The sequence below is a fragment of the Flavobacterium hungaricum genome, from assembly GCF_015182285.1.
Taxonomy (GTDB): Bacteria; Bacteroidota; Bacteroidia; order Flavobacteriales; family Flavobacteriaceae; genus Flavobacterium; species Flavobacterium hungaricum.
This window is the reverse complement of the sequence record NZ_PRDM01000001.1, coordinates 1,599,524-1,626,005: the sequence shown is the minus strand read 5'-3', so window position 1 is coordinate 1,626,005 and position 26,482 is coordinate 1,599,524. Positions and strand designations below refer to the sequence as shown.

Annotated in this window: 21 protein-coding genes; 10 read left to right on the top strand and 11 right to left on the bottom strand. The window is 33.9% G+C overall.

What is annotated here, in order from left to right; translation table 11 throughout:
• Positions 1-170: 170 nt before the first annotated feature.
• Complete coding sequence (locus C4F50_RS06885) at positions 171-581, top strand: hypothetical protein (protein ID WP_193845669.1); 411 nt, start codon at positions 171-173, stop codon at positions 579-581.
• 255 nt (positions 582-836) lie between these two features.
• Here the strand turns inward: C4F50_RS06885 and C4F50_RS06880 are convergent, their stop codons facing one another.
• On the bottom strand, positions 837-2,093 hold the full coding sequence (locus C4F50_RS06880) for a mechanosensitive ion channel family protein (protein WP_193845668.1): 1,257 nt from the start codon (positions 2,091-2,093) through the stop codon (positions 837-839).
• Positions 2,086-2,370 carry a DUF3817 domain-containing protein gene (locus C4F50_RS06875; protein WP_193845667.1) on the bottom strand — a complete coding sequence of 95 codons (285 nt, stop codon included), beginning with the start codon at positions 2,368-2,370 and terminating at the stop codon, positions 2,086-2,088. Before C4F50_RS06875 ends, C4F50_RS06880 begins: the two co-directional genes overlap by 8 nt.
• 429 nt (positions 2,371-2,799) lie before the next feature.
• Between C4F50_RS06875 and C4F50_RS06870 the strand changes: the two genes are divergently transcribed.
• The 4 genes from C4F50_RS06870 to C4F50_RS06855 all read left to right on the top strand — a co-directional run bounded on the left by C4F50_RS06870 (position 2,800) and on the right by C4F50_RS06855 (position 7,842).
• Positions 2,800-3,330, top strand: coding sequence for a DUF6155 family protein (locus C4F50_RS06870; protein WP_193845666.1), 531 nt, complete (start codon positions 2,800-2,802; stop codon positions 3,328-3,330).
• 112 nt (positions 3,331-3,442) lie between these two features.
• Complete coding sequence (locus C4F50_RS06865) at positions 3,443-4,981, top strand: DEAD/DEAH box helicase (protein ID WP_193845665.1); 1,539 nt, start codon at positions 3,443-3,445, stop codon at positions 4,979-4,981.
• A 176-nt stretch (positions 4,982-5,157) separates the two neighbouring features.
• Positions 5,158-6,492 carry a DEAD/DEAH box helicase gene (locus tag C4F50_RS06860; protein ID WP_193845664.1) on the top strand — a complete coding sequence of 445 codons (1,335 nt, stop codon included), beginning with the start codon at positions 5,158-5,160 and terminating at the stop codon, positions 6,490-6,492.
• Between the two features lie 81 nt (positions 6,493-6,573).
• Positions 6,574-7,842: an NAD(P)/FAD-dependent oxidoreductase gene (locus C4F50_RS06855; protein ID WP_193845663.1), complete on the top strand. Its 1,269-nt coding sequence runs from the start codon at positions 6,574-6,576 to the stop codon at positions 7,840-7,842.
• 440 nt (positions 7,843-8,282) lie between these two features.
• Here C4F50_RS06855 and C4F50_RS06850 read toward each other — a convergent pair whose 3' ends face one another.
• Positions 8,283-9,512: a multidrug effflux MFS transporter gene (locus C4F50_RS06850; protein WP_193845662.1), complete on the bottom strand. Its 1,230-nt coding sequence runs from the start codon at positions 9,510-9,512 to the stop codon at positions 8,283-8,285.
• A gap of 142 nt (positions 9,513-9,654) precedes the next feature.
• Here C4F50_RS06850 and C4F50_RS06845 point away from each other — a divergent pair, with 142 nt between their 5' ends.
• Positions 9,655-10,071 carry a hypothetical protein gene (locus C4F50_RS06845; RefSeq protein ID WP_193845661.1) on the top strand — a complete coding sequence of 139 codons (417 nt, stop codon included), beginning with the start codon at positions 9,655-9,657 and terminating at the stop codon, positions 10,069-10,071.
• A 91-nt stretch (positions 10,072-10,162) separates the two neighbouring features.
• Entirely contained in the window at positions 10,163-10,546 is a 384-nt protein-coding gene (locus tag C4F50_RS06840; protein ID WP_193845660.1) for a hypothetical protein, read from the top strand.
• A 44-nt stretch (positions 10,547-10,590) separates the two neighbouring features.
• Here C4F50_RS06840 and C4F50_RS06835 read toward each other — a convergent pair whose 3' ends face one another.
• Entirely contained in the window at positions 10,591-11,001 is a 411-nt protein-coding gene (locus C4F50_RS06835) for a helix-turn-helix domain-containing protein (protein ID WP_193845659.1), read from the bottom strand.
• 175 nt (positions 11,002-11,176) lie between these two features.
• Here C4F50_RS06835 and C4F50_RS06830 point away from each other — a divergent pair, with 175 nt between their 5' ends.
• The 3 genes from C4F50_RS06830 (at position 11,177) to C4F50_RS06820 (ending at position 15,391) form a co-directional block, all read left to right on the top strand.
• Positions 11,177-11,668: a hypothetical protein gene (locus tag C4F50_RS06830; protein ID WP_193845658.1), complete on the top strand. Its 492-nt coding sequence runs from the start codon at positions 11,177-11,179 to the stop codon at positions 11,666-11,668.
• A 1,205-nt stretch (positions 11,669-12,873) separates the two neighbouring features.
• Positions 12,874-14,790 (top strand): DUF294 nucleotidyltransferase-like domain-containing protein, encoded by a 1,917-nt coding sequence (locus tag C4F50_RS06825; protein WP_193845657.1) that lies wholly within the window; start codon positions 12,874-12,876, stop codon positions 14,788-14,790.
• 4 nt (positions 14,791-14,794) lie between these two features.
• Complete coding sequence (locus C4F50_RS06820) at positions 14,795-15,391, top strand: 3'-5' exonuclease (RefSeq protein ID WP_193845656.1); 597 nt, start codon at positions 14,795-14,797, stop codon at positions 15,389-15,391.
• A gap of 257 nt (positions 15,392-15,648) precedes the next feature.
• Here C4F50_RS06820 and acs read toward each other — a convergent pair whose 3' ends face one another.
• The 7 genes from acs to C4F50_RS06785 all read right to left on the bottom strand — a co-directional run bounded on the left by acs (position 15,649) and on the right by C4F50_RS06785 (position 26,389).
• The gene (gene acs / locus C4F50_RS06815) at positions 15,649-17,559 is read right to left on the bottom strand and encodes an acetate--CoA ligase (RefSeq protein ID WP_193845655.1); all 1,911 of its coding nucleotides are present in this window, start codon (positions 17,557-17,559) and stop codon (positions 15,649-15,651) included.
• Positions 17,560-18,040: 481 nt separating this feature from the next.
• Positions 18,041-19,510: a ketol-acid reductoisomerase gene (gene ilvC, locus C4F50_RS06810; RefSeq protein WP_193845654.1), complete on the bottom strand. Its 1,470-nt coding sequence runs from the start codon at positions 19,508-19,510 to the stop codon at positions 18,041-18,043.
• Between the two features lie 87 nt (positions 19,511-19,597).
• The gene (gene ilvN / locus C4F50_RS06805; RefSeq protein ID WP_193845653.1) at positions 19,598-20,119 is read right to left on the bottom strand and encodes an acetolactate synthase small subunit; all 522 of its coding nucleotides are present in this window, start codon (positions 20,117-20,119) and stop codon (positions 19,598-19,600) included.
• Between the two features lie 85 nt (positions 20,120-20,204).
• Positions 20,205-21,893 (bottom strand): biosynthetic-type acetolactate synthase large subunit, encoded by a 1,689-nt coding sequence (gene ilvB / locus C4F50_RS06800; protein ID WP_193845652.1) that lies wholly within the window; start codon positions 21,891-21,893, stop codon positions 20,205-20,207.
• A 171-nt stretch (positions 21,894-22,064) separates the two neighbouring features.
• A complete protein-coding gene (gene ilvD / locus C4F50_RS06795) occupies positions 22,065-23,738 on the bottom strand; it encodes a dihydroxy-acid dehydratase (RefSeq protein ID WP_193845651.1) in 1,674 nt (557 codons plus the stop codon).
• A gap of 270 nt (positions 23,739-24,008) precedes the next feature.
• Entirely contained in the window at positions 24,009-25,127 is a 1,119-nt protein-coding gene (gene leuB / locus C4F50_RS06790; RefSeq protein WP_193845650.1) for a 3-isopropylmalate dehydrogenase, read from the bottom strand.
• An 86-nt stretch (positions 25,128-25,213) separates the two neighbouring features.
• Complete coding sequence (locus tag C4F50_RS06785) at positions 25,214-26,389, bottom strand: 2-isopropylmalate synthase (protein WP_193845649.1); 1,176 nt, start codon at positions 26,387-26,389, stop codon at positions 25,214-25,216.
• Positions 26,390-26,482: the final 93 nt, after the last annotated feature.

Sequence of the window (26,482 nt, the reverse complement as noted above, 5' to 3'; positions counted from 1 at the left end):
TTTTTATTTAAATTTAGTGAAAAATAAAATACTAAAAGTTTATTTTTGTTTAAATTGTAAAATAATTATAAACCATTTTGTTAAATCAATCCATATAAGTCCTATAATAAATTCAAGCTTTTTTACGCTTAAATTTTGTACGATTTAGACCTCAAAAAATAAAAAATTAAATGAAAGCTATCGCTATTTCCCTCTTATTGATTTTAATAGTTTCTTGTACTAAAAAAGAAGATGTCTATAAAGATGTTTATTATAAGTCTGTAAACGGAAACGATACTGCGATTCTGGCTTTAAAAATGAGCGAAAAACGCTTTTTTGGCCGTTACGAAATAATTTATCCCAAATTTGGTAAAGATTCTGGAGATGTTCGCGGCACTGTAAAAGGTGATACGCTAAAAGGTGATTATCATTACATCTCAAATGGCGGACAATGGAAGAGAGTACCGCTGGCTCTTCTTAAAAAAGAAAACAAGCTTATTCAAGGAACAGGGGTTATCGGTACCTACATGAACATGCCGTGTTTTATCAACGGAACGCTTTCGTACAAAGATCCTGCTTTTGTATTTGATGAAGTTAAATGATTTGTTTCAGGTTTCAGGTTTCAAGTTTCAGGTTTCAAGTTTCATGTTTCAGCTTTCAGGTTTCAGGTTTCAGGTTGGTTCTTTGCTTGTTTTTTTAACCGCAAAGTCCGCAAGGTTTATTTAAGCGCGTTTTTATAAAAATAAAGTTCGCAAAGCTATATTGATAAAGCTTTGCGAACTTTTTGTAAGCTAGTGTTTTTAGCGGTTAAGAACCTGAAACTTGAAACCTGAAACCTGAAACCCGAAACTAAAAAACTAATCAAATCGCCCGATCTGAGAAGGCAGTTCAAATATTTCAAGATCAAAATAAATGACAGACGCCATAACATGATCAAAAATATCGGCCATGATATATTCGTAATTTGCCCATCGTTTGTCGCTCGAAAAAACATAAATTTCTAACGGAACTCCATGCGCTGTAGACTGTAATTGTCTGCACATGATATGCATGTCTTTATTGAGGCCGGGATGATCCTGCAGATACTGCATGATGTATTTTCGGAACAATCCCAAATTTGTCATGTTTCTACCGTTTATAGCCAATGATTTATCAATACCACGTAAATCATTATACTTTTCAATTTCAGCTTGTCTGGTATCAATATACGAAGTAATGAGCTGTACTTTTTTCATGTGATTTAAATCGTGCTCATTAAGAAAACGAATGCTGCTGCTTTTGATTAAAACATGTCTTTTGATCCTTCTTCCGTCAGATTTCTGCATGCCGCGCCAGTTCTGAAACGAATCTGAACTTAAAGCGTAAGTCGGAATCGTGGTAATCGTATTATCAAAATTTCGCACTTTTACAGTGGTCAGATTGATCTCGATAACATCACCGTCTGCACCAAATTTATCCATCGTAATCCAGTCGCCAATACGAACCATATCGTTAATCGCGACCTGAACGCTTGACACAAAACCGAGAATAGTATCTCTGAAAATCAAGATAATAATTGCCGAAAGTGTTCCTAAAATGGCTAATAATTCACCTTTTTTGATTCCGAATAAAGTCGAAATAATCAAGGCAACTCCCAAAATCCAGAGCACAATCATGATGACCTGTACAAAACTGTCAATTGGTTTGTCGCTGTATTCTGGTTTTTGTTTTAAATAATCTCGTAACGAGTTAAAAACCGTTCGAACGATCCATAAACCAAGCAGTACAATGTAAACGCCAACTATTTTCCCGAAAATCAATTCCCAATATTCGTATTTATCCAGAATAACAGGAACGGCTTTATAAATAAAGAAAAACGGAATTAAATACGCCGTATAACGCGTGGTTTTATTCTGGATTAAATAATCGTCAAATTTTGTTTTGGTCTTCTGTGCAAAAATTGCAGTAATCGTGACCAGAACAAATTTGGCAGCATAATAAATAATGTACGCTAAAGCGATTAAAATAATGATATTAAAGATCAGACTGATATAAGACGCAAAATTGCGGCTCATTCCCCATTCTCTAAAAATCGGATATAAAAAATTAAAGATTTTATCCAAAAATTTATGCATTCTCCAGATATTTTTTCTCTATATAAAAAGTTCCAAAAGGTATTAAAGAGGCAATTAAAATGATTGCAAAAGTTTTTAAATCCCAATTCATTGTTTTCTTTAATAAGAAAGCCAAAATGATGTATCCGATAAACAAAACTCCATGTGTCATTCCAAGCGGACGTAATAGTGTATGATAAAGTTCTGGATTGTTATTTTTGATTAACAGCATATTAGCAAACAAAACTAAATAAGAGATTCCTTCTAAAATTGCAGTAACTTTGAAAATCTTGAGCATGTATGTATTTTTTTAAGTTTATGCCGGCAAAATTAAGGATTCTGGATTGATTTCGAGATTTAAAAAATGAAAATTAAAATGCTTTTTTAATTTGAAATAGTATATCAAATTTGATGTTTTAATCACTATACTGTCAATTAATCTTTACGGAGCTGCTTGCTGCGATTTCTCCTTCGAAAATGACAAGATCGCGAAAATTGAAATGAAACAGGAATCGTAAAGCTGAAAGGTTCAACAACGCAAAGAATCACATAAAGTAAAGTATAGTTTGTCAGACTAAGCGGAGTCGAAGCTAGTGGAAAGTAATTCTGCGAAGATTGACGCTTTAGATTGTGTGGGCTTCGACTCCGCTCAGCCTGACAAACTTCAAATTATTGGACTTTAAATATCTAATTTGGAATTTAGAAAATGGAATTTTACCTTTAATGTATGAGCAAAAGAGATCTAAAAAAATATTTGGGACAATTGACAAAAGAACAGCTGGAAGAACAGCTTATCGAATTGTACGAGAAATTTGTTCCTGTAAAAACGTATTACGACTTTGTCTTTAACCCGAAAGAAGACAAACTGCTGCAAGAAGCCAAAGTGAAAATTTCGCACGAATATTTTCCGATTAAGAAACCCAATGCAAAATGGCGTCCAAAAGCCAAAATGAGACGGTCTGTTGCTCAAAAAATAATCAAACATTTTTTGATGCTTGGAGTTGATCCGTACATTATTGCAGATGTTATGCTGTACAATATCGAAATTGCTCAAACTTATTCTTCTCAAAATTTCATTAAGCAGGAATTGTTTTACAAAAGTATTTTTAATTCTTTTGAGCAAGTCATAAATTTTGTTATCTCAAATGGAATTTTAACTGATTTTAAATTAAGAATTGAGGGAGTTTTGAATGAAACGATGCAGCAAAAATGGAAGAATAGGTACGATTTTGAGACAATTTTCGATAAAATTGACTAAAAAATACACTTCTCATAAAAAATCTTAGTTTAAAAAAAACATTTATTTTCGATTAAAATAAGATGAATAACTGTTTTTTCGACGTATTTTTGCAAAAATCCAAAAATAAACAATGTCTCAAAACACATTAGAAATACAAAGAGAAGAGAAAAAAGAACTTTATGCATACCAAAAAGGCGACATTGACGCCATTTTTGACCGTTTAGACAATGCACCTCCAAAACACCACTTACTGTACCAATTGCCTACAGGTGGAGGAAAAACTGTAATCTTTTCAGAAATCGTTCGCCGCTATTTGTCAAACAACGACAAAAAAGTGGTGGTTTTAACACACCGTATCGAACTTTGTAAACAAACATCAAAAATGTTAACTGGTTTTGGTGTAACAAATAAAATAATCAACAGTAAAGTAAAAGAGCTTCCGGATCAAAACGAATTTTCTTGTTTTGTGGCGATGGTTGAAACTTTAAAAAACCGTATTAATGATGAAAAACTGCATCTGGACAATATTGGTTTGGTGATTATTGACGAGGCGCATTACAATTCATTTAGAAAATTATTAAACTCATTCAAAAATGCTTTTATTCTTGGAGTAACAGCAACACCTTTGAGTTCTAATATAAAATTGCCAATGCACCAAAGTTATAACGAACTTATTGTGGGAGACACGATTGGCTCATTGATTGACAAAGGATTTTTGGCTAAAGCAACAACTTACAGCTATGATGTAGGTTTGACATCATTAAAAGTAGGTATCAACGGAGATTATACAGTTAAATCTTCAGATGATTTGTATACCAATACTTTGATGCAGGAAAAGCTTTTACATGCTTATACAGAACGTTCACTGGGTAAAAAAACGTTGATTTTTAATAACGGTATTCACACATCATTGTATGTGTACGAGACTTTTAGAGAAGCAGGTTACGAAATTCGCCACCTTGACAATACCAGCAGTTCTGAAGAGAGAAAAGATATTTTGCAATGGTTTAAGAAAACTCCAGATGCTATTTTGACTTCTGTCGGAATTTTAACTACTGGTTTTGATGAGCCGACTGTAGAAACCATTATCTTAAACAGAGCGACTAAATCGTTGACGTTATATTTCCAGATGATCGGACGTGGTTCTCGAAAACTGCCTGGAAAAGATGAATTTACAGTTATCGATTTAGGAAACAATGCCGCGCGTTTTGGTTTATGGAGCGATCCTGTAAACTGGCAGCATATTTTTAAATCGCCGGAATTTTATCTTGAAAATCTGCGCGACGATCACGAAATCGAATTGTACTTTAAATACAGCATGCCGCCAGAATTGCGTGCAAAATTCAGTAAAACAGCCGATGTCTCTTTTGATGTTGACGAAGAACATAAATTAATTATCAAACAAAACCTTCGTTCAAAAGTAGTTTTGGACAAATCTCTGGATCAGCATGCCGGAATGTGTGTTGACAACACAGAAACGCTGCAAGAAGCAAAAATGCTTGCCAGAGAGCTGGAAGACGATATTGAGGACAGAATTAAGCGTTACTCAAAATGTTTGAGCCAATGCAGTAAAAACTACCGTGAGTGGCTTGTAGACGATTACAAACAAAGATTAACTTTATTAATTGGTAAAAAATATCGTGAGAAAATCATGAACGAGCCAGATTGATATTTTTGCAAGTTTAAAAGTTTCAGGTTTCATGGTTCAAGTTATTGAAATCTAAACTTCTAATAGTATTATAAAAGGAGAAATCATATTTTAAAATGAATATGATTTCTCCTTTCAAACTTAATAAGTTTCTGTGTAACTTGAACCTGAAACTTGAAACAAATAAAAAACAAAATATGTCTAAAGCATTTTCAGAATTAGGAATCAAAGCGCCCATAGCAAAAGCTTTAAACGATTTAAATATCAGCACGCCAACAGAAATTCAGCAAAAAACAATTCCGTTGTTTTTAACCGAAAATCATGATATTGTTGGTCTGGCCAAAACCGGAACAGGAAAAACCGCTGCATTTGGACTTCCGTTATTGCAATTGGTTAAGACAGATGCTGCTCATGTTCAGGCTGTAATATTGGTTCCTACGAGAGAACTTGGACAGCAGATTTTTAGAAACTTAGAATCTTTTTCAAAATATATTGAGAATATATCTATCGCCTCAGTTTGCGGAGGAACTCCAATAAAACCACAAATCGAAAGATTAAAAGAAGGTGCACAGATTGTTGTGGCCACTCCAGGACGTTTGATCGATTTGATTCAGCGTAAAGCAATTGATTTAAAACAGACGGAATATTTAGTTCTAGACGAAGCCGACGAAATGATCGCCATTCTTAAAGAAGGATTAGATGAAATTGTAGCCGAACTGCCTAAAAAACGCCGTACATTATTATTCTCAGCCACTTTACCGGGAGCTATTAAACAATTAGTTCAGAATTACTTAAACAAAAATGTAGTTCAAATTAGTGCCAATATGGAAACTGTCGGCAACGAAGGAATTGATCACGAATATATTGTGGTAGATCCTATCGAAAAGCTGGAGGTCCTAATGCATTTCTTAAATTCTCATGATGGAGAACGCGGTATTATTTTCTGTAAAACCAAAGCTGCAGTTAACAAACTAGCCAAAAACTTAGCAATTAATAAGTTTTCGTCTGGAGCATTGCACGGAAGTTTGACACAGGGAATTCGTGACAGGATTATGGAGCAGTTTCGCGAAGGACATATCAATATTTTGGTTGCTACCGATTTGGCTGCGAGAGGAATTGACGTAAAGGAAATTTCGTATGTGGTCAATTATCATTTACCGGATACTTACGAAAACTACGTTCACCGAAGCGGAAGAACGGCGAGGGCAGGGGCTAATGGACTTTCTTTGACGGTTTTACAGCAAGAAGAAGTTTTTGAAATCGCTGATTTTGAACGTGAACTGGGCATTAAGTTTTCTGAATTTAAAAAGCCGTCTGCAGCAAGTCTAGAAGAAAACAACATGCTTTTGTGGGCCAAACAGATTTTCAAAACGAAACCAAATCACGATCTTTCTGCTGAACAAAAAACCAGAATAAAAACCGTTTTTCATCATTTAACCAAAGAAGAGTTAATTGAGAAATTAATGGCCAATTATGTGCTGCAGAACAAAAACGATATAGTTGAAAAACCTGTTAAAAAAAATAAAAAGTAATAAATATGATTATTGTCATTGCATATTAAAGTTGTATATTTATAAGGTATTTTATTCAAAAACCTACCTAATTACAGCTATATGAAGATAGTCATTATAGGAGGCGGATTTGCAGGAATCAATCTAGCGAAAGAGCTTGTAAATCATCCTCATATACAAGTTACCCTTGTAGACAAAAACAATTACAACTTTTTTCCGCCACTTATATATCAGGTTGCTACGGCATTTTTAGAGCCTTCGAGTATTAGTTATCCGTTTAGAAAATTCTTTGCAGGTAAAAAAAATCTGCAGTTCCGTTTAGGCGAATTATTATCTGTTGTTCCATCAGAGAAAAAAATCATATTAAACAATGGTGAATTGACATACGATCAATTGGTTTTTGCCACCGGAGCCGAAACTAGTTATTTTGGTATGGAAAACGTGATGAAAAACGCCATTCCGATGAAGACCTTAAACGATGCCATCGAAATGCGCAATACTTTGCTTAAAAACTTAGAGAAAGCCGCAATCTGCAAAGATATGCGCAAGCGCAGAAAACTTTTGACAATTGTTGTTGCTGGAGGAGGACCGACAGGAGTGGAGGTTTCTGGAATGTTTGCCGAAATGCGAAAAAATATTCTCTTGAAAGAATATCCAGAATTAGATACTTCGGCGAGTAATGTTTATTTGGTCGACGGCGGTGATGCCCTTTTGGCTCCAATGAGCAAAAAATCACAAGAAGATACATTAGAAGCTTTAACAAAACTCGGAGTTGTTGTAAAATTACACACTCGCGTAGTAGATTATATTGATGATACAGTTCATTTTGAAAACGGAGAAACCATCAAAACCAAAAACTTAATCTGGGCAGCCGGAGTTTCTGCAAAGATTTTTGAAGGAATGCCAAAAGAAAGTTACGGACGCGGCCGACGAATGGCTACAGATGTTTACAATAAAGTAGATGCTGTTGACAATATTTATGCGATTGGTGACACTGCCATTTTAACTGGAGATAAAAACTTCCCAGAAGGACATCCGCAGGTAGCTCAAGTTGCAATTCAACAAGGATTGAACTTAGCTAAAAACTTTAAAGCAATGGTAGCAAACAAACCGCTTAAACCATTTACTTACAACGACAAAGGATCAATGGCTATTATCGGAAAAGCAAAAGCCGTAGTCGATTTACCAAGTCCGAAATGGCATTTTAAAGGATTTTTTGCCTGGGTTATATGGTTATTCATCCACTTAATATCTTTAATCACATACAGAAACAGATTAAATACTTTTTGGAACTGGATGGTTGCTTATTTCGCCAGAGATCAATCTCTTAGAATGATCATTAGACCTGACAAGAGCAGTAAAAATTTATAAAAAAAATCAAAACGGCGAATTGCTGTAAAGATTTAACCGTAAAGTCCGCAAGTTTTTTATCATAGTGTTTAATGAAAAAATAAAGTTCGCAAAACTAAATCATAAAGCTTGGCGAACTTTTCTTTTTATATAAGCACAAATTTATTAAATCTAAACTTTGCGCCCTTTGCGTAAACCTTTGCGCTCTTTGCGGTTAAAAAACCTGTAAAGATTTAACCGCAAAGTTCGCAAGTTTTTTTACCATAGTCTTTAATAAAAACAAGTTCGCAAAGCTAGATCATAAAGCTTGGCGAACTTTTCTTTATATATAAACACAAATTTACTTAATCTAACCTTTGCGTTCTTTGCGTAAACCTTTGCGTTCTTTGCGGTTAAAAAACCTGTAAAGATTTAACCGCAAAGCTAAATCATAAACCTTTGCGCTCTTTGCGGTTAAAAAACTAATGTCCAACTATCATATCATCATCTGCCGAAACTTCAACCTTATTTTTAATAAAACGTTTTCCAATATTCAGAACGATAAAGGCAATAATAGTGGTCGTGGTCATAATAAAAACCATTGGCGCAACAGAATCCTTTACAAAAACTCCAACAGCAAACGAAGCCAAAGCCCCTAAACCCAGCTGAATTGCACCCATTAAAGCCGAGGCACTTCCGGCATTTTTAGCAAAAGGCGCCATAGTAAGTCCGGCCGTATTTGGATTTGAAATTCCTAAACATCCTAAAAACAGAAAAAGCATTGCGATCGTTTCATACAATCCTAATAAATTATTTAGAGAAAGTAGCAGAAAAACAATTGCAATTACCGACTGGGTAATTAATGCGCCAAAAATCATCTGCTGGCTTGAAAATTTCTTTAATAAAACAGAATTCAGTTGACTTGAACCAATAAAACTAACCGACATAAAAGCAAAAATCCATCCGTAGGTTTTGGCGTCTACATGATAAATATCCATAAAAATGATGGGAGAGGCCGCTACATAAGTAAACAAACCCGAAAAAGAAATCGATCCTGTAAAGGCATAAGTAAAAAACTGAGGCTCTTTGATTACTTTTAAAAAATTAGCGATAATCGGTTTTGGTTTTAATGAAATAGAAGTATCGGGTTTGTAACTATTTGGCAGACCAACTTGCGCCGCAATCAAAATAGCGATTCCCATACACATTAAAATAAAGAAAACCGTATGCCAGCCATAATACGCGGTTACATAACCGCCAATGGTTGGCGCCAGCATTGGCGAAAGCCCAAGAACCAGCATTAAAAGAGAAAATACTTTTGGTATATCTTTTACCGGAAATAAATCGCGAACCATCGCAACTGAAGCCACTGTAGCAGCACAACTTCCGATAGCCTGAACAAAGCGCAGCAATATAAACGAATCAATATCAGCTACATAAACACAGCCTAAAGAAGCTAAAATATAAACCAAAAGCCCGACAAACAAAGGTTTTTTTCGTCCAAAACGATCCAATAAAGGCCCATATAATAATTGTCCAGCCGAAATTCCGATAAAATAACTTGACAAACTCATAGAAACTTTGGCAACTGTGGTATTTAAATCTTTTGCAATTCCCGAAAATCCAGGAAGGTACATATCGATTGAGAAAGGCCCGAGAGCAGTCAAAGAACCCAAAATAAGGATAAGCTGAATATATTTTTTTGTTGTCATTTTAATAAAATACGGCGTTTAATTTTTTGCAAAGGTAAAGATTTCATACCTTGTAGTATAACTTATATAGAATATAAGAATAAATTAATGTTACGCAACAACTTTCAGCCGTAACGAATCACTAATATTTAATTTAAAAAACATGAAAAAGTACATCCTATTATTGGCCATTTTGTTTACCACCATTACGTTTGCTCAAACTGTAACATCAAAAAAAGAAGATGCAAGCGTAGAGCAATATGAATTACTGAAAAAAGTAAATCAATATTATCCAGACATTACCTTAAGCAAATCGGTTACTAATTTTTACGCAGACGGAAATATTATTGATACGCAGCAGGATTTTGATTTAAGAGGCACAAAATTTTCAAGCTATAAAATAGGGATTGAACCAGGCAGCAAAAAAGTAGTTTTTGATTATGTATCTACAGAAGCCGGACATGTGTACGGCGACGTTACGATTTTTAACGGAAATGCATTGAGAACAACTTTTAGCGAAAAAACAAATCAGATTGAAGTTTCATTAAACGGAAAATCGGTGTATCTAAAAAAGCTGTAAAAATTTAAAATTTCATTTTATAAAAGCATCATATCATAATTATGATGCTTTTTCGTTTTATATTTGGATCAACTAAAACAATAATGCTACAATGAAAAAATTTCTTTTGCTGTTCTTGATTCTTGCTTCAAAATCTTTTTCTCAAAACAATCGATTCTCAGGAACTTGGGGAAATGAAAAATGTAAAGATTGCAAAAAAGAATTCGTTTTTACGATTACCATTGCGCAGTCAAATTATGCTATTTATGGCACAGCAGAAATTACAAGTGATCATAAAGAATTAAACTCCGGAATTTTAGAAGTTACAGGACACGTATTTCCGATGGGCGACAAAGCACAGATTAAACTAAAAGATAAAAATGGAGTTGGATCTAGTGCCGTTTTATTGTTTTATGACGGCGTTTTGCAGTTTTCAAAACGCGGTGGTGCAGATTTGGTTCCTAGTGAGTTGATTTTGAATAAATTATACGAATAACAGTTAATCATTTTTTTTAGGAGCGAATACAGTATTTGTATAATTTACTTTCCTTGAATTATTTTTTCCAATTTCTCAATCATTTCTTTTTGTTGTTCCAGCATACGTTCGTAAAGCTCGACCATTTTATCAAGAGGATTGAAAGTAGGTTGATTATTAAAAAAAGCTGGTTGTTGACAATTCTCAAAAGAGGCATTATTTGAAATAATGTTTATTGCTTGTTCTTCATCAAAGTTTTCAATGGATTCCGCAGGCACTTTTAGGATTTTAGCAACCTGTTCTAAAATATCTTTTTCAATCAATTCTCTTTGCTCCAAAAGAGAAATCTTTTTTTGATTCCAGTTTTCACCTAATTCATAGGCAAGTACTTCCTGTTTAATGCCTAACATTTCACGGAAACGCTTTATATTTCGACCTTGATGTATTTTCTTGTCTGACATATCGGTATGTATCATAAATGCCAAATATAGGATTTTTACTTAAAATAATGGAGAGATGTTGAGAAATAGTTATTTCTAAAATATTATAGGATGGAGTTAATAATTTTAATTTCACTTTCTCAATTGCTATAAAAGAATAAATAATTATACCTAAAATAATTTGTAGTATTGTAAAGTTAAAATTAAAAATATGCCTAGCTACAATTTTGATCAAGATACACCTGAAAAAACGCTAAAAGAATTAATTGCTCAATATGATGATTTTTTAAACGATTATGCTTCATCTACAAAAGCAAAAAATCTTGCTGAAAAATCATGGCACTTAATTGATTGGGTATTTAATCATTTTTCAACAATTCATAATTTAGATTTACAAAACAGACACAGTATAGGTGTTTTTCGCGAAACTCTCTACCCTTTATGTAATTCTTTAAAAATTATGCACGATATAGCAAATTCAAGCAAACATAGTAAGGTTGACAACCCAAAGGGAGGCATGCAAGAAGCAAGATTGCATATAGGCGATTTTCACACATCCGACTGGTGTAAAGAAGATTTTAATGTTAGCAGGCTTGAAATAATTTTAGAAGATGGTACTAAACTATATTTTGAAGATGAAATAAAGAAAGTTGTAGATTTCTGGAAAAGCTACTTTGTAAATCAATTAAATATAACATTATAAAAAGCTGTTGTAAATAATTAAAGGCTTAATTTATTATACAATCATTGCAATTGTCGAGAAAAATAAAATAATTTTTCAAGTATGAGAAATTGAAAACATCAAGTATCGGCGATAATTTCCCAATCAAAAATCTCATCTTAGATCAATACGCAAAAAATCGATATTTGAAAAAAGAAATTATTTTTTTTGAAATACGCGAATTATGAAGCTTTGAATATTTGTAGTTAATTTTAATAGTATCTGATATCAGAATAGTTTTTGTTCAAAATACAAATACTAGATCAAGGATCGAAAATTCAATATTTGGAAAAAATAAATTTTATTTTTCAAATACGAGAAATATCAGACTTCGAATATTCGTCATTAGTTTTAATAATATCTTATCAGAATCGTTTTTCGTTAAAAATACGAATACTGGATCAATTATCGAAAATCCGATATTTGGAAAAAATAAATTTTATTTCTGAAATACGGGAAATATCAAGCTTAGTATATTGAATCTAATTTTTGAAATCATTTATATCAATAGGGTGAAAATTTATTATTTGAAAATACAAAAATTATTTTTTCAAATATGCAAAGCATGAAGCATACAGTAGAACAGAATAAGAACGTGATTAAACGTTTGCAAACGGATACGCCTCCATTTCCATATAGATACTTTTGAACTATAATTTATATTATGTAAAATAGGATATTTTAGAAATCTCCTGCTCAATGTGCTGTACGCTTGAAATTTAAAATATTCCACAGAATCTATGTTTGATTTTAATTCTCTCACACTTGGTATGCTTCTCATATTTTCATTCAAAAAAATAAAAAAATCTTTTAACTGATTTATTAGAATTTTGAATCGATCAAAAATTGATTTTTAAAATTTCCTTTAAAACATTTCAGAAAATCCAATTTTTGAATATTATGATGCTGCTTATATTTTCATTCAAAAAATAAAAAAATCCTTCAGCTAATTTATTTGAATTTTAAATCGCTGAAAAACTGATTTTTAAAATCTCATTTAAAACATTTCTATAAATCCAATTATTGAATAATTATGTATTTTCAATTTTAAAAAAACTTTTTAAAGCCTTATTATCAGTAAATCTTAACATTTCTTTAAAATAATTATATTCTCATCAAGATGGTTTCATTCTAAGAGTTTATTTTAGTATTTTTACATTCGATATTTTAAAAAATTTATCAAACATATGAATACAGTTGCTGAGCATATTGCAGATTTTTTGAAGGAATACAAACCGTTTGATAATCTAACTTTTCAGGAATTATCTGACATTGCCACGAATATTCGTGTCATAAATTTAGAAAAACACGCTGTTTTATTTCAAAATAACGATCCACTTCATGAAAGTTTTTATGTTGTGGCTTCTGGTGTAATCAATCTTACTACAATTGCAGATGCCGAAGAAACCATTATAAACAAATGCCATGAAGGCGATATTTTTGGTCTGCGTCCGTTTTTTGCCAAAAACAACTATATGATGACGGCAAAAGCGCGTGAAGAAAGTATTATTTATGCTATTCCAATTGCTGTTTTTAGACCTTTTGTCGCTAATAATTCAGACGTTTTAAACTTTTTATTAGAGAGTTTTGCCGTAAATTCAAGACATACCAAAGACAGCGTAAGCTCAAACGGCAAGTTAATTACGGATACTGATTTTTTAGATCAGCAGACAGAAATGCAATATATTCAGTCACTTAACTACAATAATTCACCACTGACCACTCAGGCAAATCATATCATTAAGGATGTTGCTATCCTGATGACAGATTCTATGGTGGATAATATTGTAATCTGCGGCGAAAAAAACCATCCAATCGGAATTGTTACCAATGCCGATTTATCATCCAAAATTGCAACAGGCCGCTATCCGATTACCGAAACTATTGACAAAATCATGTCTTCGCCGGTGGTTACCGTTATCGAAAATGTATCTCTGGCAGAAGCACAATTGTTAATGCTAAAATATAATGTTACCCATTTGTGTGTTACCAAAGACGGTACAAGCAAATCTGCGGTAAAAGGAATTATATCAGAACACGATCTTATTGTGGCTCAAGCCAGTAACCCTGGCGTTTTAATCAAAGAAATTAAACGTTCGCAGCTTCCAAAAGATTTAAAACAAATTCGCGATCGTCTGTCAGACTTGATCCAGAATTCGATTCAGAAAAATATTCCAATTTCGCATGTCAGCAATATTGCAAGCGAGATTAACTTGGCTATTATAAAAAGAGCAGTAGAGCTGTCTATTTTAGATTTGGGCTCCCCTCCTGCACGTTTTGCATGGTTAAGCATTGGAAGTCAGGGGCGTAAAGAGCAATTACTGCTTACAGACCAAGATAGTATTTTAATTTTTGAAGATGTTACTCCAGAGAAATATCGCGAAGTAAAAGATTATTTCTTAAGATTGGCCAAAAGAACAACTGCTATTCTGGAAAAAGTTGGTTACGAATATTGCCCTAACGGACATATGGGAAGCAATATGCTTTGGTGTAAATCCCTGAGTGACTGGACAAAACAATACAACAATTGGATGAATACTCCAGGTGAAAACAGCAATGATCTAAGCAGTATTTTCTTTGATTATGAAATTGTTTTTGGTGAGCCAAAGATTGAAGAAGCAATAGAAAATGTTATTTTCAAAAATGCTGTAAACAATACCTTGTTTTTTGACTTTTTAGGAAATGATGCTTTAAAAAGAAATTCTCCTTTAAGTTTCTTCAAAAAATTTATTATCGAAGAAGAAGGACCGCATAAAGGAAAATTTGATATTAAAACCCGCGCCCTGATGCCTTTGATCGATGGTGCGCGTTTATTGATATTGAATGCCAATATCAAAGGAATTCAAAATACGTATTTAAGATTCAAACAATTAGCCATTACAGATTCTAAAAATGCCGAAATTTACTTAAGCTGTGCAGAAGCTTTTTTAACTCTTTCTAAATTTAGAACTGTTGAAGGATTAAAAAATGACGACTCTGGCCAATATATTAATTTAAGAGAAATGTCTAAAAGTGACAAAGAAAAATTAAAAAATGCTTTGACCCCAATGAAAGACCTCGAGGAACTGATTAAGAGTAAATTTCAATTGACACAATTCTCATAAAAATATGTTAGACTGGCTAAAAAATATCAATAAAGATTATCCGGAATTCTGGAAAGAATACTTAACTAAATTCGAAACCAAGCCCAATAGATTTGTTGTTTTATCAACAGAAACTTCTGGTTTGAATCCGAATAAGGACGTTATTCTTTCTCTTGGAGCTTTTTCGGTTATAGACGACAGTATTGTAATTAAAGAAAATTTTGAAACTGTTTTATTACAATATAAATACTTGCAGGACAATGGACTTTCGAATGAATTTATCATCGAAAGCAAGATGGTAAAAATGCCGGAACCACAGGCGCTTGAAGCTTTGGTTAATTTTATCGGAAATTCAATTTTGGTAGGACATCATATTAATTTTGACATCGAAATGCTCAATGCTGCCTTGGAAAGATTAGACTGCGGCCGACTTAAAAATGAAGCGCTTGATGTTGATGTAATGTATAGAAAACTGACCGATATAAATGATAAACAATTTTCGCTGGACGATTTATGCGAAATTTATAAAATTCAAAAAAGCGACAGAAGTTCTTCCTCAGAAGACGCTTATAGAATTGGACTTTTGTTTTTAAAACTAAAATCAAGATTGGGAATTAAATAAAGTTTTGTAAAATTCCAATTTTTGAAATTCCAAAACTTTATAAATATTATAATACTCTCACAAGTCCCAACGGAACGTTTATAGAAAAAAATAATGCTATTGCAAAAAATGAGACGTGTTTCATTAATTCTATAAAAATTTCATTCGTCCGGAATTATGACACTTTGTAAACAAAAAAATGCCTCTTAAATTTAAGAGGCATTTTTTATAGTAATTTGAATTTACTTCGATTTCTATCAAGTTCGAAATTCTAATTCTTAAGAAATTCTTTCTTTCATAATCTGCTCTACCACTTCAGGATTTAATAATGTTGAAGTATCTCCAAAATTAGAGAAATCTCCTTCGGCTATTTTACGTAAAATTCTACGCATAATTTTTCCTGAACGTGTTTTTGGCAAACCAGACACGAATTGTATTTTATCTAATTTTGCAATTGGCCCGATGTGGTCAGCAATATATTGATTGATCTCTTTTGATAAATTCTCTCTATTTCTAACTTCACCAGTTTCTTTAAGAATTACATAGCCATATAAGGCATTTCCTTTTATTTCGTGCGGTACACCAACAATAGCAGATTCTGCAACCGCTGGGTGTTCGTTAATAGCATCTTCAATAGGAGCAGTTCCAAGATTATGACCCGAAACAATTACAACATCATCAACTCTACCAGTAATTCTATAATAACCAACTTCGTCTCTTAATGCACCGTCTCCTGTAAAATATTTTCCTGGAAAAGCAGAGAAATACGTTTCTTTATAACGTTCGTGGTTCCCCCAGATTGTTCTGGCAATTCCCGGCCACGGAAACTTAATACACAAACTTCCCACTACCTGATTGCCTTCAATTTCGTTACGTTTTTCATCCATTAAAACAGGCTGAATTCCTGGTAACGGCAAAGTTGCGTAAGTAGGTTTTGTAGGGGTTACAAATGCAATCGGAGAAATTAATATTCCGCCCGTTTCTGTCTGCCACCATGTATCTACAACAGGACATCTCTTATCTCCAACGTGGTCGTTAAACCAGTGCCAAGCTTCTTCGTTAATTGGTTCTCCAACAGATCCAATAACTTTAAGCGATTTTAAAGGATATTTCTGAATATAATCTAAACTTTCTTTTGCCAGCGAACGTATTGCTGTTGGTGCAGTATAGAATTGTGTGATTTTATGTTTTTCGATAATGTCCCAAAAACGGCTGAAATCTGGATAAGACGGAACTCCTTCAAAAATTACAGTTGTTGCCCCGTTCAATAACGGACCATATAATATATACGAGTGACCTGTGATCCAGCCGATATCTGCTGTACACCAGAAAATATCATTTTCTTCGTAGCTGAAGACATTCTTAAAAGTATAAGCGGTGTAAACCATATAACCCGCTGTAGTATGCACCATTCCTTTTGGTTTACCTGTAGATCCAGAAGTATACAAAATAAACAACGGATCTTCTGCATCCATAATTTCTGCTACGCTGTTATCCAGAGCAACATCTAATAATGGCTGCAGCCACTCGTCGCGGCCGTCTTTCATTTTAACTTCTGTATTAGTTCTTTTCGCTACCAAAACTTTTGTAACAGATGGACAGGTTTCTAAGGCTTCGTCAACAATTCCTTTTAAGTCAATTGTTTTGTTTCCTCTGTAACCGCCATCAGAAGTAATAACCATTTTACATTCGCAGTCATTAATTCTCGCAGATACTGCAGAAGCAGAAAATCCAGCAAAAATTACAGAATGTATCGCCCCTATCCTAGCACAAGCCAAAACAGAAACCGCCAATTCTGGAATCATTGGCAAATAAATACAAACTCTGTCGCCTTTACGAACACCTTGTTCGCGCAGGACGTTTGCCATTTTTGATACTCTTTCGTATAATTCATTATACGTTATATGCAAAGCTTCTTCAGAAGGATCATTCGGCTCAAAAATAATTGCCGTTTTTTCTCCTCTTTTGCTTAAATGTCTATCAATACAGTTTTTGGTGATGTTAACTTTAGCTTCAGTAAACCACTTTACTTCTGCGTCAGCCATATTAAAATCAACAACTTTGTCCCATTGCTGGTACCATGTAAAATTCTCTTCAGCTATTTTTCCCCAAAACTTTCTAGGTTCTCTTATTGACTTATTGTAGTGTTTGAAATATTGTTCTAAATTTTCAATTTTGTAATAGCTCATCGTTTGTTGATTTTTTTATAAAAGTATTAAATCTGATTGTATTCGAAAAATAATTTAATTCATAAATTTTATTAAAAGAAAACATTTATTTAATAAAATATGATAATTGTATGCATTTATCTTAAAACTTTCTTTTTCAAACCAAATGTAAGGACAAAAAAGGCATAATAAATAGATATTATGCCTTTTTAAATTTAACAAATTTCAATAACAATTAATTTTTTTTAGACCGTGCTGTATTTTTCCTATTTTGAAAAAGCAGCAGTGTTATTAATAAAAAGAGAAATTTCAGCAAGTATATTTCAACTAAAATATACCCCGGTAAAGGGATCAGCTTCACTTAACTCATAAAAGTTAAGTGAATGCAATATGCATCTATATCCTATTTTTTTAATAAGTGCTTACTAATTCAAAATATTACAAAATATTGATACAGTGCAAATCCCGCTTTCTCGAAGAAAGCGGAAATTCCCTAAATTTATTATCCAATTTTTTTCATTGCAGTCATAGACTCTCTCAACCAAGCTCCTACTTCTTCGATAGGATGCTGACGGATTTCTTTGTTTACTGCGATAAGTACTGCATTGTCAACACCGTTTGAAGTTGAAAATGGTTTACCAATAATATTAGTTTCTACTTTTTTCATGAATTCAGTTAACAAAGGCTTACAAGCATGGTCAAATAAATAACAACCGTACTCAGCTGTGTCAGAAATTACACGGTTCATTTCGAATAATTTCTTTCTAGCAATTGTATTAGCGATCAAAGGCAATTCGTGTAATGACTCATAGTATGCAGATTCTTCAATAATTCCAGCTTCTGTCATTGTTTCAAAAGCCAATTCTACACCCGCTTTAACCATGGCAATCATCAATACTCCATTATCAAAATATTCCTGCTCAGAAATTGGAGCTTCCTGCGGTGCTGTTTTTTCGAAGTTAGTTTCTCCTGTTGCCGCTCTCCATTTTAATAAATTCACATCGTCGTTAGCCCAGTCCGCCATCATAGTTCTTGAGAATTCTCCAGAAATAATATCGTCTTGGTGTTTTTGGAATAACGGACGCATGATATCTTTTAATTCTTCTGCTAATTCATAAGCTTCAATTTTTGAAGGATTGTTTAAACGATCCATCATATTTGTGATACCACCGTGTTTCAAAGCTTCTGTGATAGTTTCCCATCCGTATTGAATTAATTTTGAAGCGTAAGCAGCATCGATTCCTTTTTCTACCATTTTATCAAAACATAAAATAGATCCTGTTTGAAGCAATCCGCAAAGGATTGTCTGCTCACCCATTAAATCTGATTTTACCTCTGCTACAAAAGATGATCTTAAAACTCCTGCTCTGTGTCCTCCAGTTGCTACAGCGTAAGCTTTTGCCTGGTCTAAACCAAATCCGTTTGGATCATTTTCTGGGTGAACCGCAATAAGTGTCGGCACACCAAAACCTCTTTTATATTCTTCACGAACCTCAGAACCAGGACATTTAGGCGCACACATAATTACTGTTAAGTCTTTACGAATCTGCATTCCTTCTTCAACAATATTGAAACCGTGAGAATATGCTAGAGTGGCATCTTTTTTCATTAATGGCATAATTGCATTTACCACAGCAGTATGTTGTTTGTCTGGTGTAAGGTTACAAACTAAATCTGCAGTTGGAATCAATTCTTCATAAGTACCAACAGTAAAACCGTTTTCTGAAGCGTTTTTAAATGAAGCTCTTTTTTCAGCTATTGCATCTGCACGTAATGCATAAGAAATATCCAAACCAGAATCTCTCATATTTAATCCTTGATTCAAACCTTGTGCTCCACAGCCTACAATTACAACTTTTTTTCCTGCTAATGCTGCAATTCCGTCTGCAAATTCTGACTGATCCATAAACTCGCAAACTCCTAGCTGCTCTAATTGTAATCTAAGTGGTAGTGTGTTGAAATAATTTGCCATTTTGTTTTAAAATATTTAATGAAATGAAATTTAATAATTAATTTATATATAAATGATTGTGAAACTGTTATATCACATTTTTATTGATTATTTGAAGGTTTCTAACAATGCTGAAATCTCCATTTTTTGTTTTGAAACCGAAATTCTCCCAGAACGTACAAACTGCATGATTCCGTATGGTTTGATCTTTTCATACAATTCTTCAATTTCAGAGCGTCTTCCAGATTTAGAAATCACAAAGAAATCTCTTGAAACTGTAACAATTGTTGACTGGCTTTCTTTGATGATGTTCTGAATTTGTTTTTCGTCAAATAATAAATTCGAAGCTATCTTGAACAAAGCATTTTCAAGAAAAATAGTCTCTTCGTCTGTGTGATAAAAAGCTTTGATAACGTCAATTTGTTTTTCGATCTGCCCGACAATATTCTGAACCCATTTTTCTGTAGTATTTACTACAATGATGAATCTTGAAACGTTTTCTATTTCTGATTCTGAAACATTTAGACTTAATATATTAATGTGTCGCTTTAAGAATATTCCTGATATCCTATTTAATAATCCCACATTATTTTCTGAATATACCGATATGGTGAATGTTTTATCTTCCATTTGTTTTTAGTTTTTTTTGTTTCAAGTTTCAGGTTTCACGTTCTACAACTTGAAACTCAAAAAACTTGAAACATGAAACTTTAATTTAGCTTAATCTAATTTCAGAAACACAAGCTCCCGTTGGAATCATTGGGAAAACGTTGTTTTCTTTTTCAATCATAACTTCTAAGAAATAAGAATCTTTTGAAGCCAGCATTTCTGCCACGGCAGCATCGAGATCTTCTCTTTGTGTTACTTTTTTAGATTTTATATGATATCCTTCTGCAATAGCAACAAAATTTGGATTGATCATTCTTGTTGAAGCATATCTGTTATCAAAGAACAATTCCTGCCATTGACGCACCATTCCAAGGAATTCATTGTTTAGAATCACAATTTTCACCGGTACTTTTGTTTGGAAAATAGTTCCCAATTCCTGAATTGTCATCTGGAAACCTCCATCTCCAATAATAGCAACAACTTCGCGTTCTGGTTTACCCATTTTTGCTCCAATTGCTGCCGGCAGTGCAAACCCCATAGTTCCTAAACCGCCAGAAGTAATATTACTTTTTGAAGAATTAAATTTTGCATATCGGCAGGCAAACATCTGGTGCTGGCCTACATCGCTTACAATAATCGCATCACCTTTTGAATGTTTGTTGATCATCTCGATAGTTTCTCCCATCGAAATTCCTTTATCACCAGTTGGGTTTAATTCTTCTTTTATTACGGTATCAAATTCAATTTGATGCAATTCTTTAAATTCGTTGTGCCAAGAATCATGTGATTTTTGATCTAATAATGGTAAAAGCGCTGCTAGAGATTCTTTTACATCACCTAAAACGGCAACCTCTGTTTTAACATTTTTATCCACTTCTGCCGGATCAATTTCGAAGTGAATTACTTTTGCTTGTTTTGCATAGGTTTTTAAATTACCCGTAACACGATCGTCAAAACGCATTCCCAATGCAATTAAAACATCACATTCGTTTGTTTTTAAGTTGGGTGCATAATTTCCGTGCATTCCAAGCATTCCAACATTTAACGGATGATCAGTCGGCAATGCTGAAAGTCCTAAAATAGTCCATGCAGCAGGAATTCCTGATTTTTCTACAAATGCTTTAAATTCAGCTTCTGCTTGTCCCAAGATAATTCCCTGTCCAAAAACGATTAAAGGTTTTTTGGCACTGTTAATCAATGCTGCAGCTTCGGCAACTTTATCTAATTTTAATTTTGGAACTGGCACATAACTTCTGATTCCTGTACATTTTTCGTAACTGAAATCAAATTCGTCAAACTGAGCATTTTTAGTAATGTCAACCAAAACCGGACCTGGACGTCCAGAACGAGCAATATAAAATGCTTTTGCTATTATTTCTGGTATTTGAGAAGCCTCTGTAACCTGAAAATTCCATTTGGTAACCGGAGTTGAAATTCCGATAATATCTGTTTCCTGAAACGCATCAGAACCTAATAAATGTCTTCCAACCTGTCCGGTAATACAAACCATTGGAGTGGAATCGATTTGAGCATCGGCAATTCCGGTAACTAAGTTTGTTGCTCCAGGACCAGAAGTTGCAATCGCTACTCCTACCTTGCCTGTTGCTCTCGCATATCCCTGAGCTGCGTGTGTAGCGCCTTGTTCGTGACGAACTAAAACGTGGTGTAATTGATCTTGAAATTTATATAATTCGTCGTAAACCGGCATTATAGCTCCTCCCGGATAACCATAAATTAAATCTACTCCTTCTGCTAATAAACATCTTATAACGGCTTCTGCCCCTGATATTTTCATAGTATATTTTGTTTTATCAATATCAAAGTTCAATTTCAATATCAAAATTCAATGGCAGTCTCAAAAATCAAATTCAATGATACATTGTAAATTGATTTTTTGTTTTTTTTTGCTATTTGATTTTTGATATTGTTATTGTCATTGCTATTGATTTTTGATATTGTTATTTTATTAATTATCGGTAACGCATCCTGTTGAAGCGCTTGATACGGCTCTAGCATATTTAAGTAAAACTCCTCTGTCTACTTTTAAAGGAGGTTGAATCCAGCTTGCTTTACGGGCTGCGAATTCTTCGTCAGATATTTTAAGATCAATAGTGTTTTTCACCGCGTCAATAGCAATAATATCGCCATCTTGAACCAATGCAATTCCACCACCATCATAAGCCTCTGGTGTTACGTGTCCTACCACGAATCCATGCGAACCTCCAGAGAACCTTCCGTCTGTTATAAGAGCACAGCTGCTTCCTAAACCTGCACCAATAATTGCCGAGGTAGGTTTTAGCATTTCAGGCATCCCTGGACCACCTTTTGGTCCGCAATATCTGATGACGACTACACTGCCTGGTTTAATTTTTCCGGCTTGAAGACCTGGAATTACTTCAAATTCTCCTTCAAAAACTACTGCAGGACCTTCAAAATATTCTCCTTCTTTACCGCTGATTTTCGCTACAGCACCTTCAGAAGCAAGGTTTCCGTATAAAACCTGAATGTTTCCTGTTGGTTTTAATGCTTTTTGTATTTCGTGAATTACTTCTTGACCGTCTTGTAAATCTGGAGTTGAAGCTAAATTTTCTGCTACTGTTTTTCCTGTTACTGTCAAACAATCTCCATGAATAAGTCCTACTTTTAGTAAATATTTCATTACCGACGGAATTCCTCCCACTGCATGAATATCCTCCATCATGTATTTACCGCTCGGTTTCATGTCTGCCAAAACCGGAGTTCTGTCATTAATTGCCTGAAAATCATCTAAAGTGATTGTGATGCCAACAGAGTGTGCCATTGCAATTAAGTGCATAACCGCATTTGTAGAACCTCCTAAAACTGCTACAATGGTAATAGCATTTTCAAAAGCTTTGCGAGTCATAATATCTCTTGGCTTAATGTCTTTTTCTAATAAAATTTTTATCGCCGCACCGGCAGCTGCACATTCGTCTCTTTTTTCCTGACTCAAAGCAGGATTTGACGAACTGTAAGGCAGACTCATTCCTAATGCTTCAATTGCAGAAGACATGGTATTGGCAGTATACATTCCGCCGCAAGCACCAGGCCCAGGGCAGGAATTTTGAATCACACCTTTAAAATCTTCTGGAGTAATTTCGTTTCTCACTTTTTTACCTAAAGCTTCAAAAGCGGAAACAATATTCAATGATTCTCCTTTCCATTTTCCAGAATGGATAGATCCTCCGTAAACCATCATTGATGGACGGTTTAATCTTCCCATTGCAATCAAAGCTCCCGGCATATTTTTATCACAGCCTGGAATTGCAATTACACCATCGTACCATTGTGCACCCACAACAGTCTCGATAGAATCTGCAATAACATCACGAGAAACCAATGAATAACGCATTCCCTCAGTTCCGTTAGAAATACCGTCACTGACACCAATGGTATTAAAAATAAGTCCGACCAGATCTACATCCCAAACACCTTTTTTAACATCTTTTGCTAAATCGTTCAAGTGCATGTTGCAAGTATTACCATCGTAACCCATGCTCACAATACCAACTTGTGCTTTTTTCAAATCTTCTTCAGTTAAACCAATTCCGTACAACATTGCTTGTGCCGCAGGCTGTGTTTGATCTTGAGTGATGGTCTTACTGTACTTATTTAATTCCATTATTGTATTATTTTTTTTAATTTTTGTTCAAAAAAAAACCTTCCAAGTATTTGGAAGGTTTGTAATATAGTTTTTCAATTATATTTATACCATTCCCGATGCAGATGTGTTAAACACATTGACAACAACGACAGAAATAATAATAATTGAGATTTGCATCTTTCTATTTTTTTAGTGTTACAAAAGTATGGAAACTTGAGCAACTAAAAAAATAAAATATCAACATTTTCAACTATTCTTGTCATTATCTTCATCTTTTAACAAAAAATATTAAACAATTGTAGATTGTCCAATACTTACATTGTCATTATTAAAATATAGCAGATCGTCTTTACTAAAAATGAAATTAGAAACGAACTCCCCTACTTCATTGGTACCAAATTTAGAATCTGGTTTTAAGTCAATTGTAACCACTTTGTATTCAATTGCTTTTTTAACTGCTGCAAAAACTACGTTTGCTTCTTTAGTTAATCCAAAATGCTCCAACAACATCCCTGCTGCTAAAATCGAAGCAATCGGATTGGCAATATTTTTTCCTTTTGCCTGTGGGTAAGAACCGTGAATCGGCTCAAACAAAGCATTCTTTTCTCCTAAAGATGCTGATGGCAGCAAACCAATTGATCCTGTAATTACGCTGGCTTCGTCAGATAAAATATCTCCAAATAAATTCTCTGTCAAAATCACATCAAATTGCTTTGGATTTAAGATTAACTGCATTGCTGCATTGTCTACGAATAAGAAATCAAGCACAACATCTGGATAGTTTTCACTCACTTTCTGAACTACTTTTCTCCACAATCTTGAAGTTTCCAAAACATTAGCTTTGTCAACCAATGTTAACTTTTTACGGCGATTTTGTGCCGATTTAAAAGCCAGATGTGCAATTCTTGTGATTTCTTCTTCTGTATACTCACATAAATCTGATGCGTGTGTTCCTTCTTCATTCAAAGTTTTAGTTCCGAAATAAGCACCGCCTGTTAGTTCTCTGAAAATTGTAAAATCGGCTCCTTCAATAATTTCTCTTTTTAAAGGAGAAGATTCAATTAAAGCTTTGTAAGGTTTAATAGGACGAATGTTAGCAAACAGACCAAGTTCTTTACGAAGTTTTAACAATCCCTGCTCCGGACGAACTTTTGCATTTGGATTGTTATCATATTTTGGATCTCCGATCGCACCAAGCAAAACAGCATCTGTGTTCAGACACAGGTTTAAGGTTTGCTCCGGTAAGGGAGTTCCGGTTTTATCAATCGCAACAGCTCCCATAAGTGCGTCTTCAAAAACAAATTCATGATTGTAAACTTCCGCAATAGCGTATAAAGCTTTTTTTGCTTGTAAAATAACCTCAGGTCCAATTCCATCTCCTGGCAAAACTGCAATTTTCAAATTCATAACGTCTCGTTCTTTATGTATTTAAATCCCTTTTTTTCTTTGCTCTTTATTCTTTATTCTTGTGGTATTATTTTTTTTCTCTTTAATTAACTTCTAATCAAATCTCCTTCGATTTTAGAAGCTTCTATAATTTGATGGATATCAGAGTCTACAACTTCTTTTTTGATATCCGCAAATTTTAAGAACTCCACATATACAATATCCAATTGTACTTTTGTTAGTTCGTAACCTACTTTTTTAGCACGGTAAGCCAATGCCGCTCTTCCGCTTCTGGCAGTTAATATAATAGACGATTCATTTACTCCCACATCAAGCGGATCCATGATTTCGTAAGTTGCTCTGTTTTTAATAACACCATCTTGGTGAATTCCTGAACTGTGTGCAAATGCGTTAGCGCCAACAATTGCTTTGTTTGGCTGCACAATCATTCCCATACTTTCAGAAACTAAACGACTCATAGCGTTTAATTCTTTTGTGTTGATACTAGTATCTAGGTTTAAGTATGGATGTTGTTTAAAGATCATTACAACCTCTTCAAGTGCTGTATTTCCAGCTCTTTCTCCAATACCATTTATAGTACATTCTATTTGTCTTGCTCCATTTATAGCACCGGCAATAGAGTTTGCAGTTGCCATACCTAAATCATTGTGACAGTGACAAGAAAGGATTACGTTTTCGATTCCTTTTACGTTTTCTTTTAAGTATTTAATTTTTGCTCCATATTCTTCAGGAAGACAATATCCTGTTGTATCTGGGATATTTAATACGGTAGCCCCCGATTTAATCACTTCTTCGCATACTTTTGCTAAGAAAGCATTATCTGTTCTACCAGCATCTTCTGCATAAAACTCAACATCTTCTACATACGATTTTGCATGTGCAACAGCATATTTTGCTCGTGCAATAATGTCCTCTGGCGTTGTTTGTAATTTGTGGAGTATGTGAGATTCTGAAGTTCCGATTCCAGTGTGGATTCTAGGTTTTTTAGCATGCTTTAAAGCTGCCGCAGCAACATCAATGTCATTTTTTACGGCTCTTGTTAATCCGCAGACGGTTGCATTCTCTACAATTTTACAAATCTCAGAGACCGATAAAAAATCGCCTGGACTTGACACAGGAAATCCTGCTTCGATAATGTCAACTCCCATCTGATCTAGTCGTTCTGCGATCACTAATTTTTGTTTAGTATCTAACTTACATCCTGGAACTTGTTCACCATCGCGCAAAGTGGTGTCAAAAATTTGAACTTTCTCTCTATTCATATTCATTTATTTAATGTAATTTCACATCTTGATAACAAATATATATTGTACTACCACAGTACGAAATTCATTTTAATGAAATTATACTGTTCA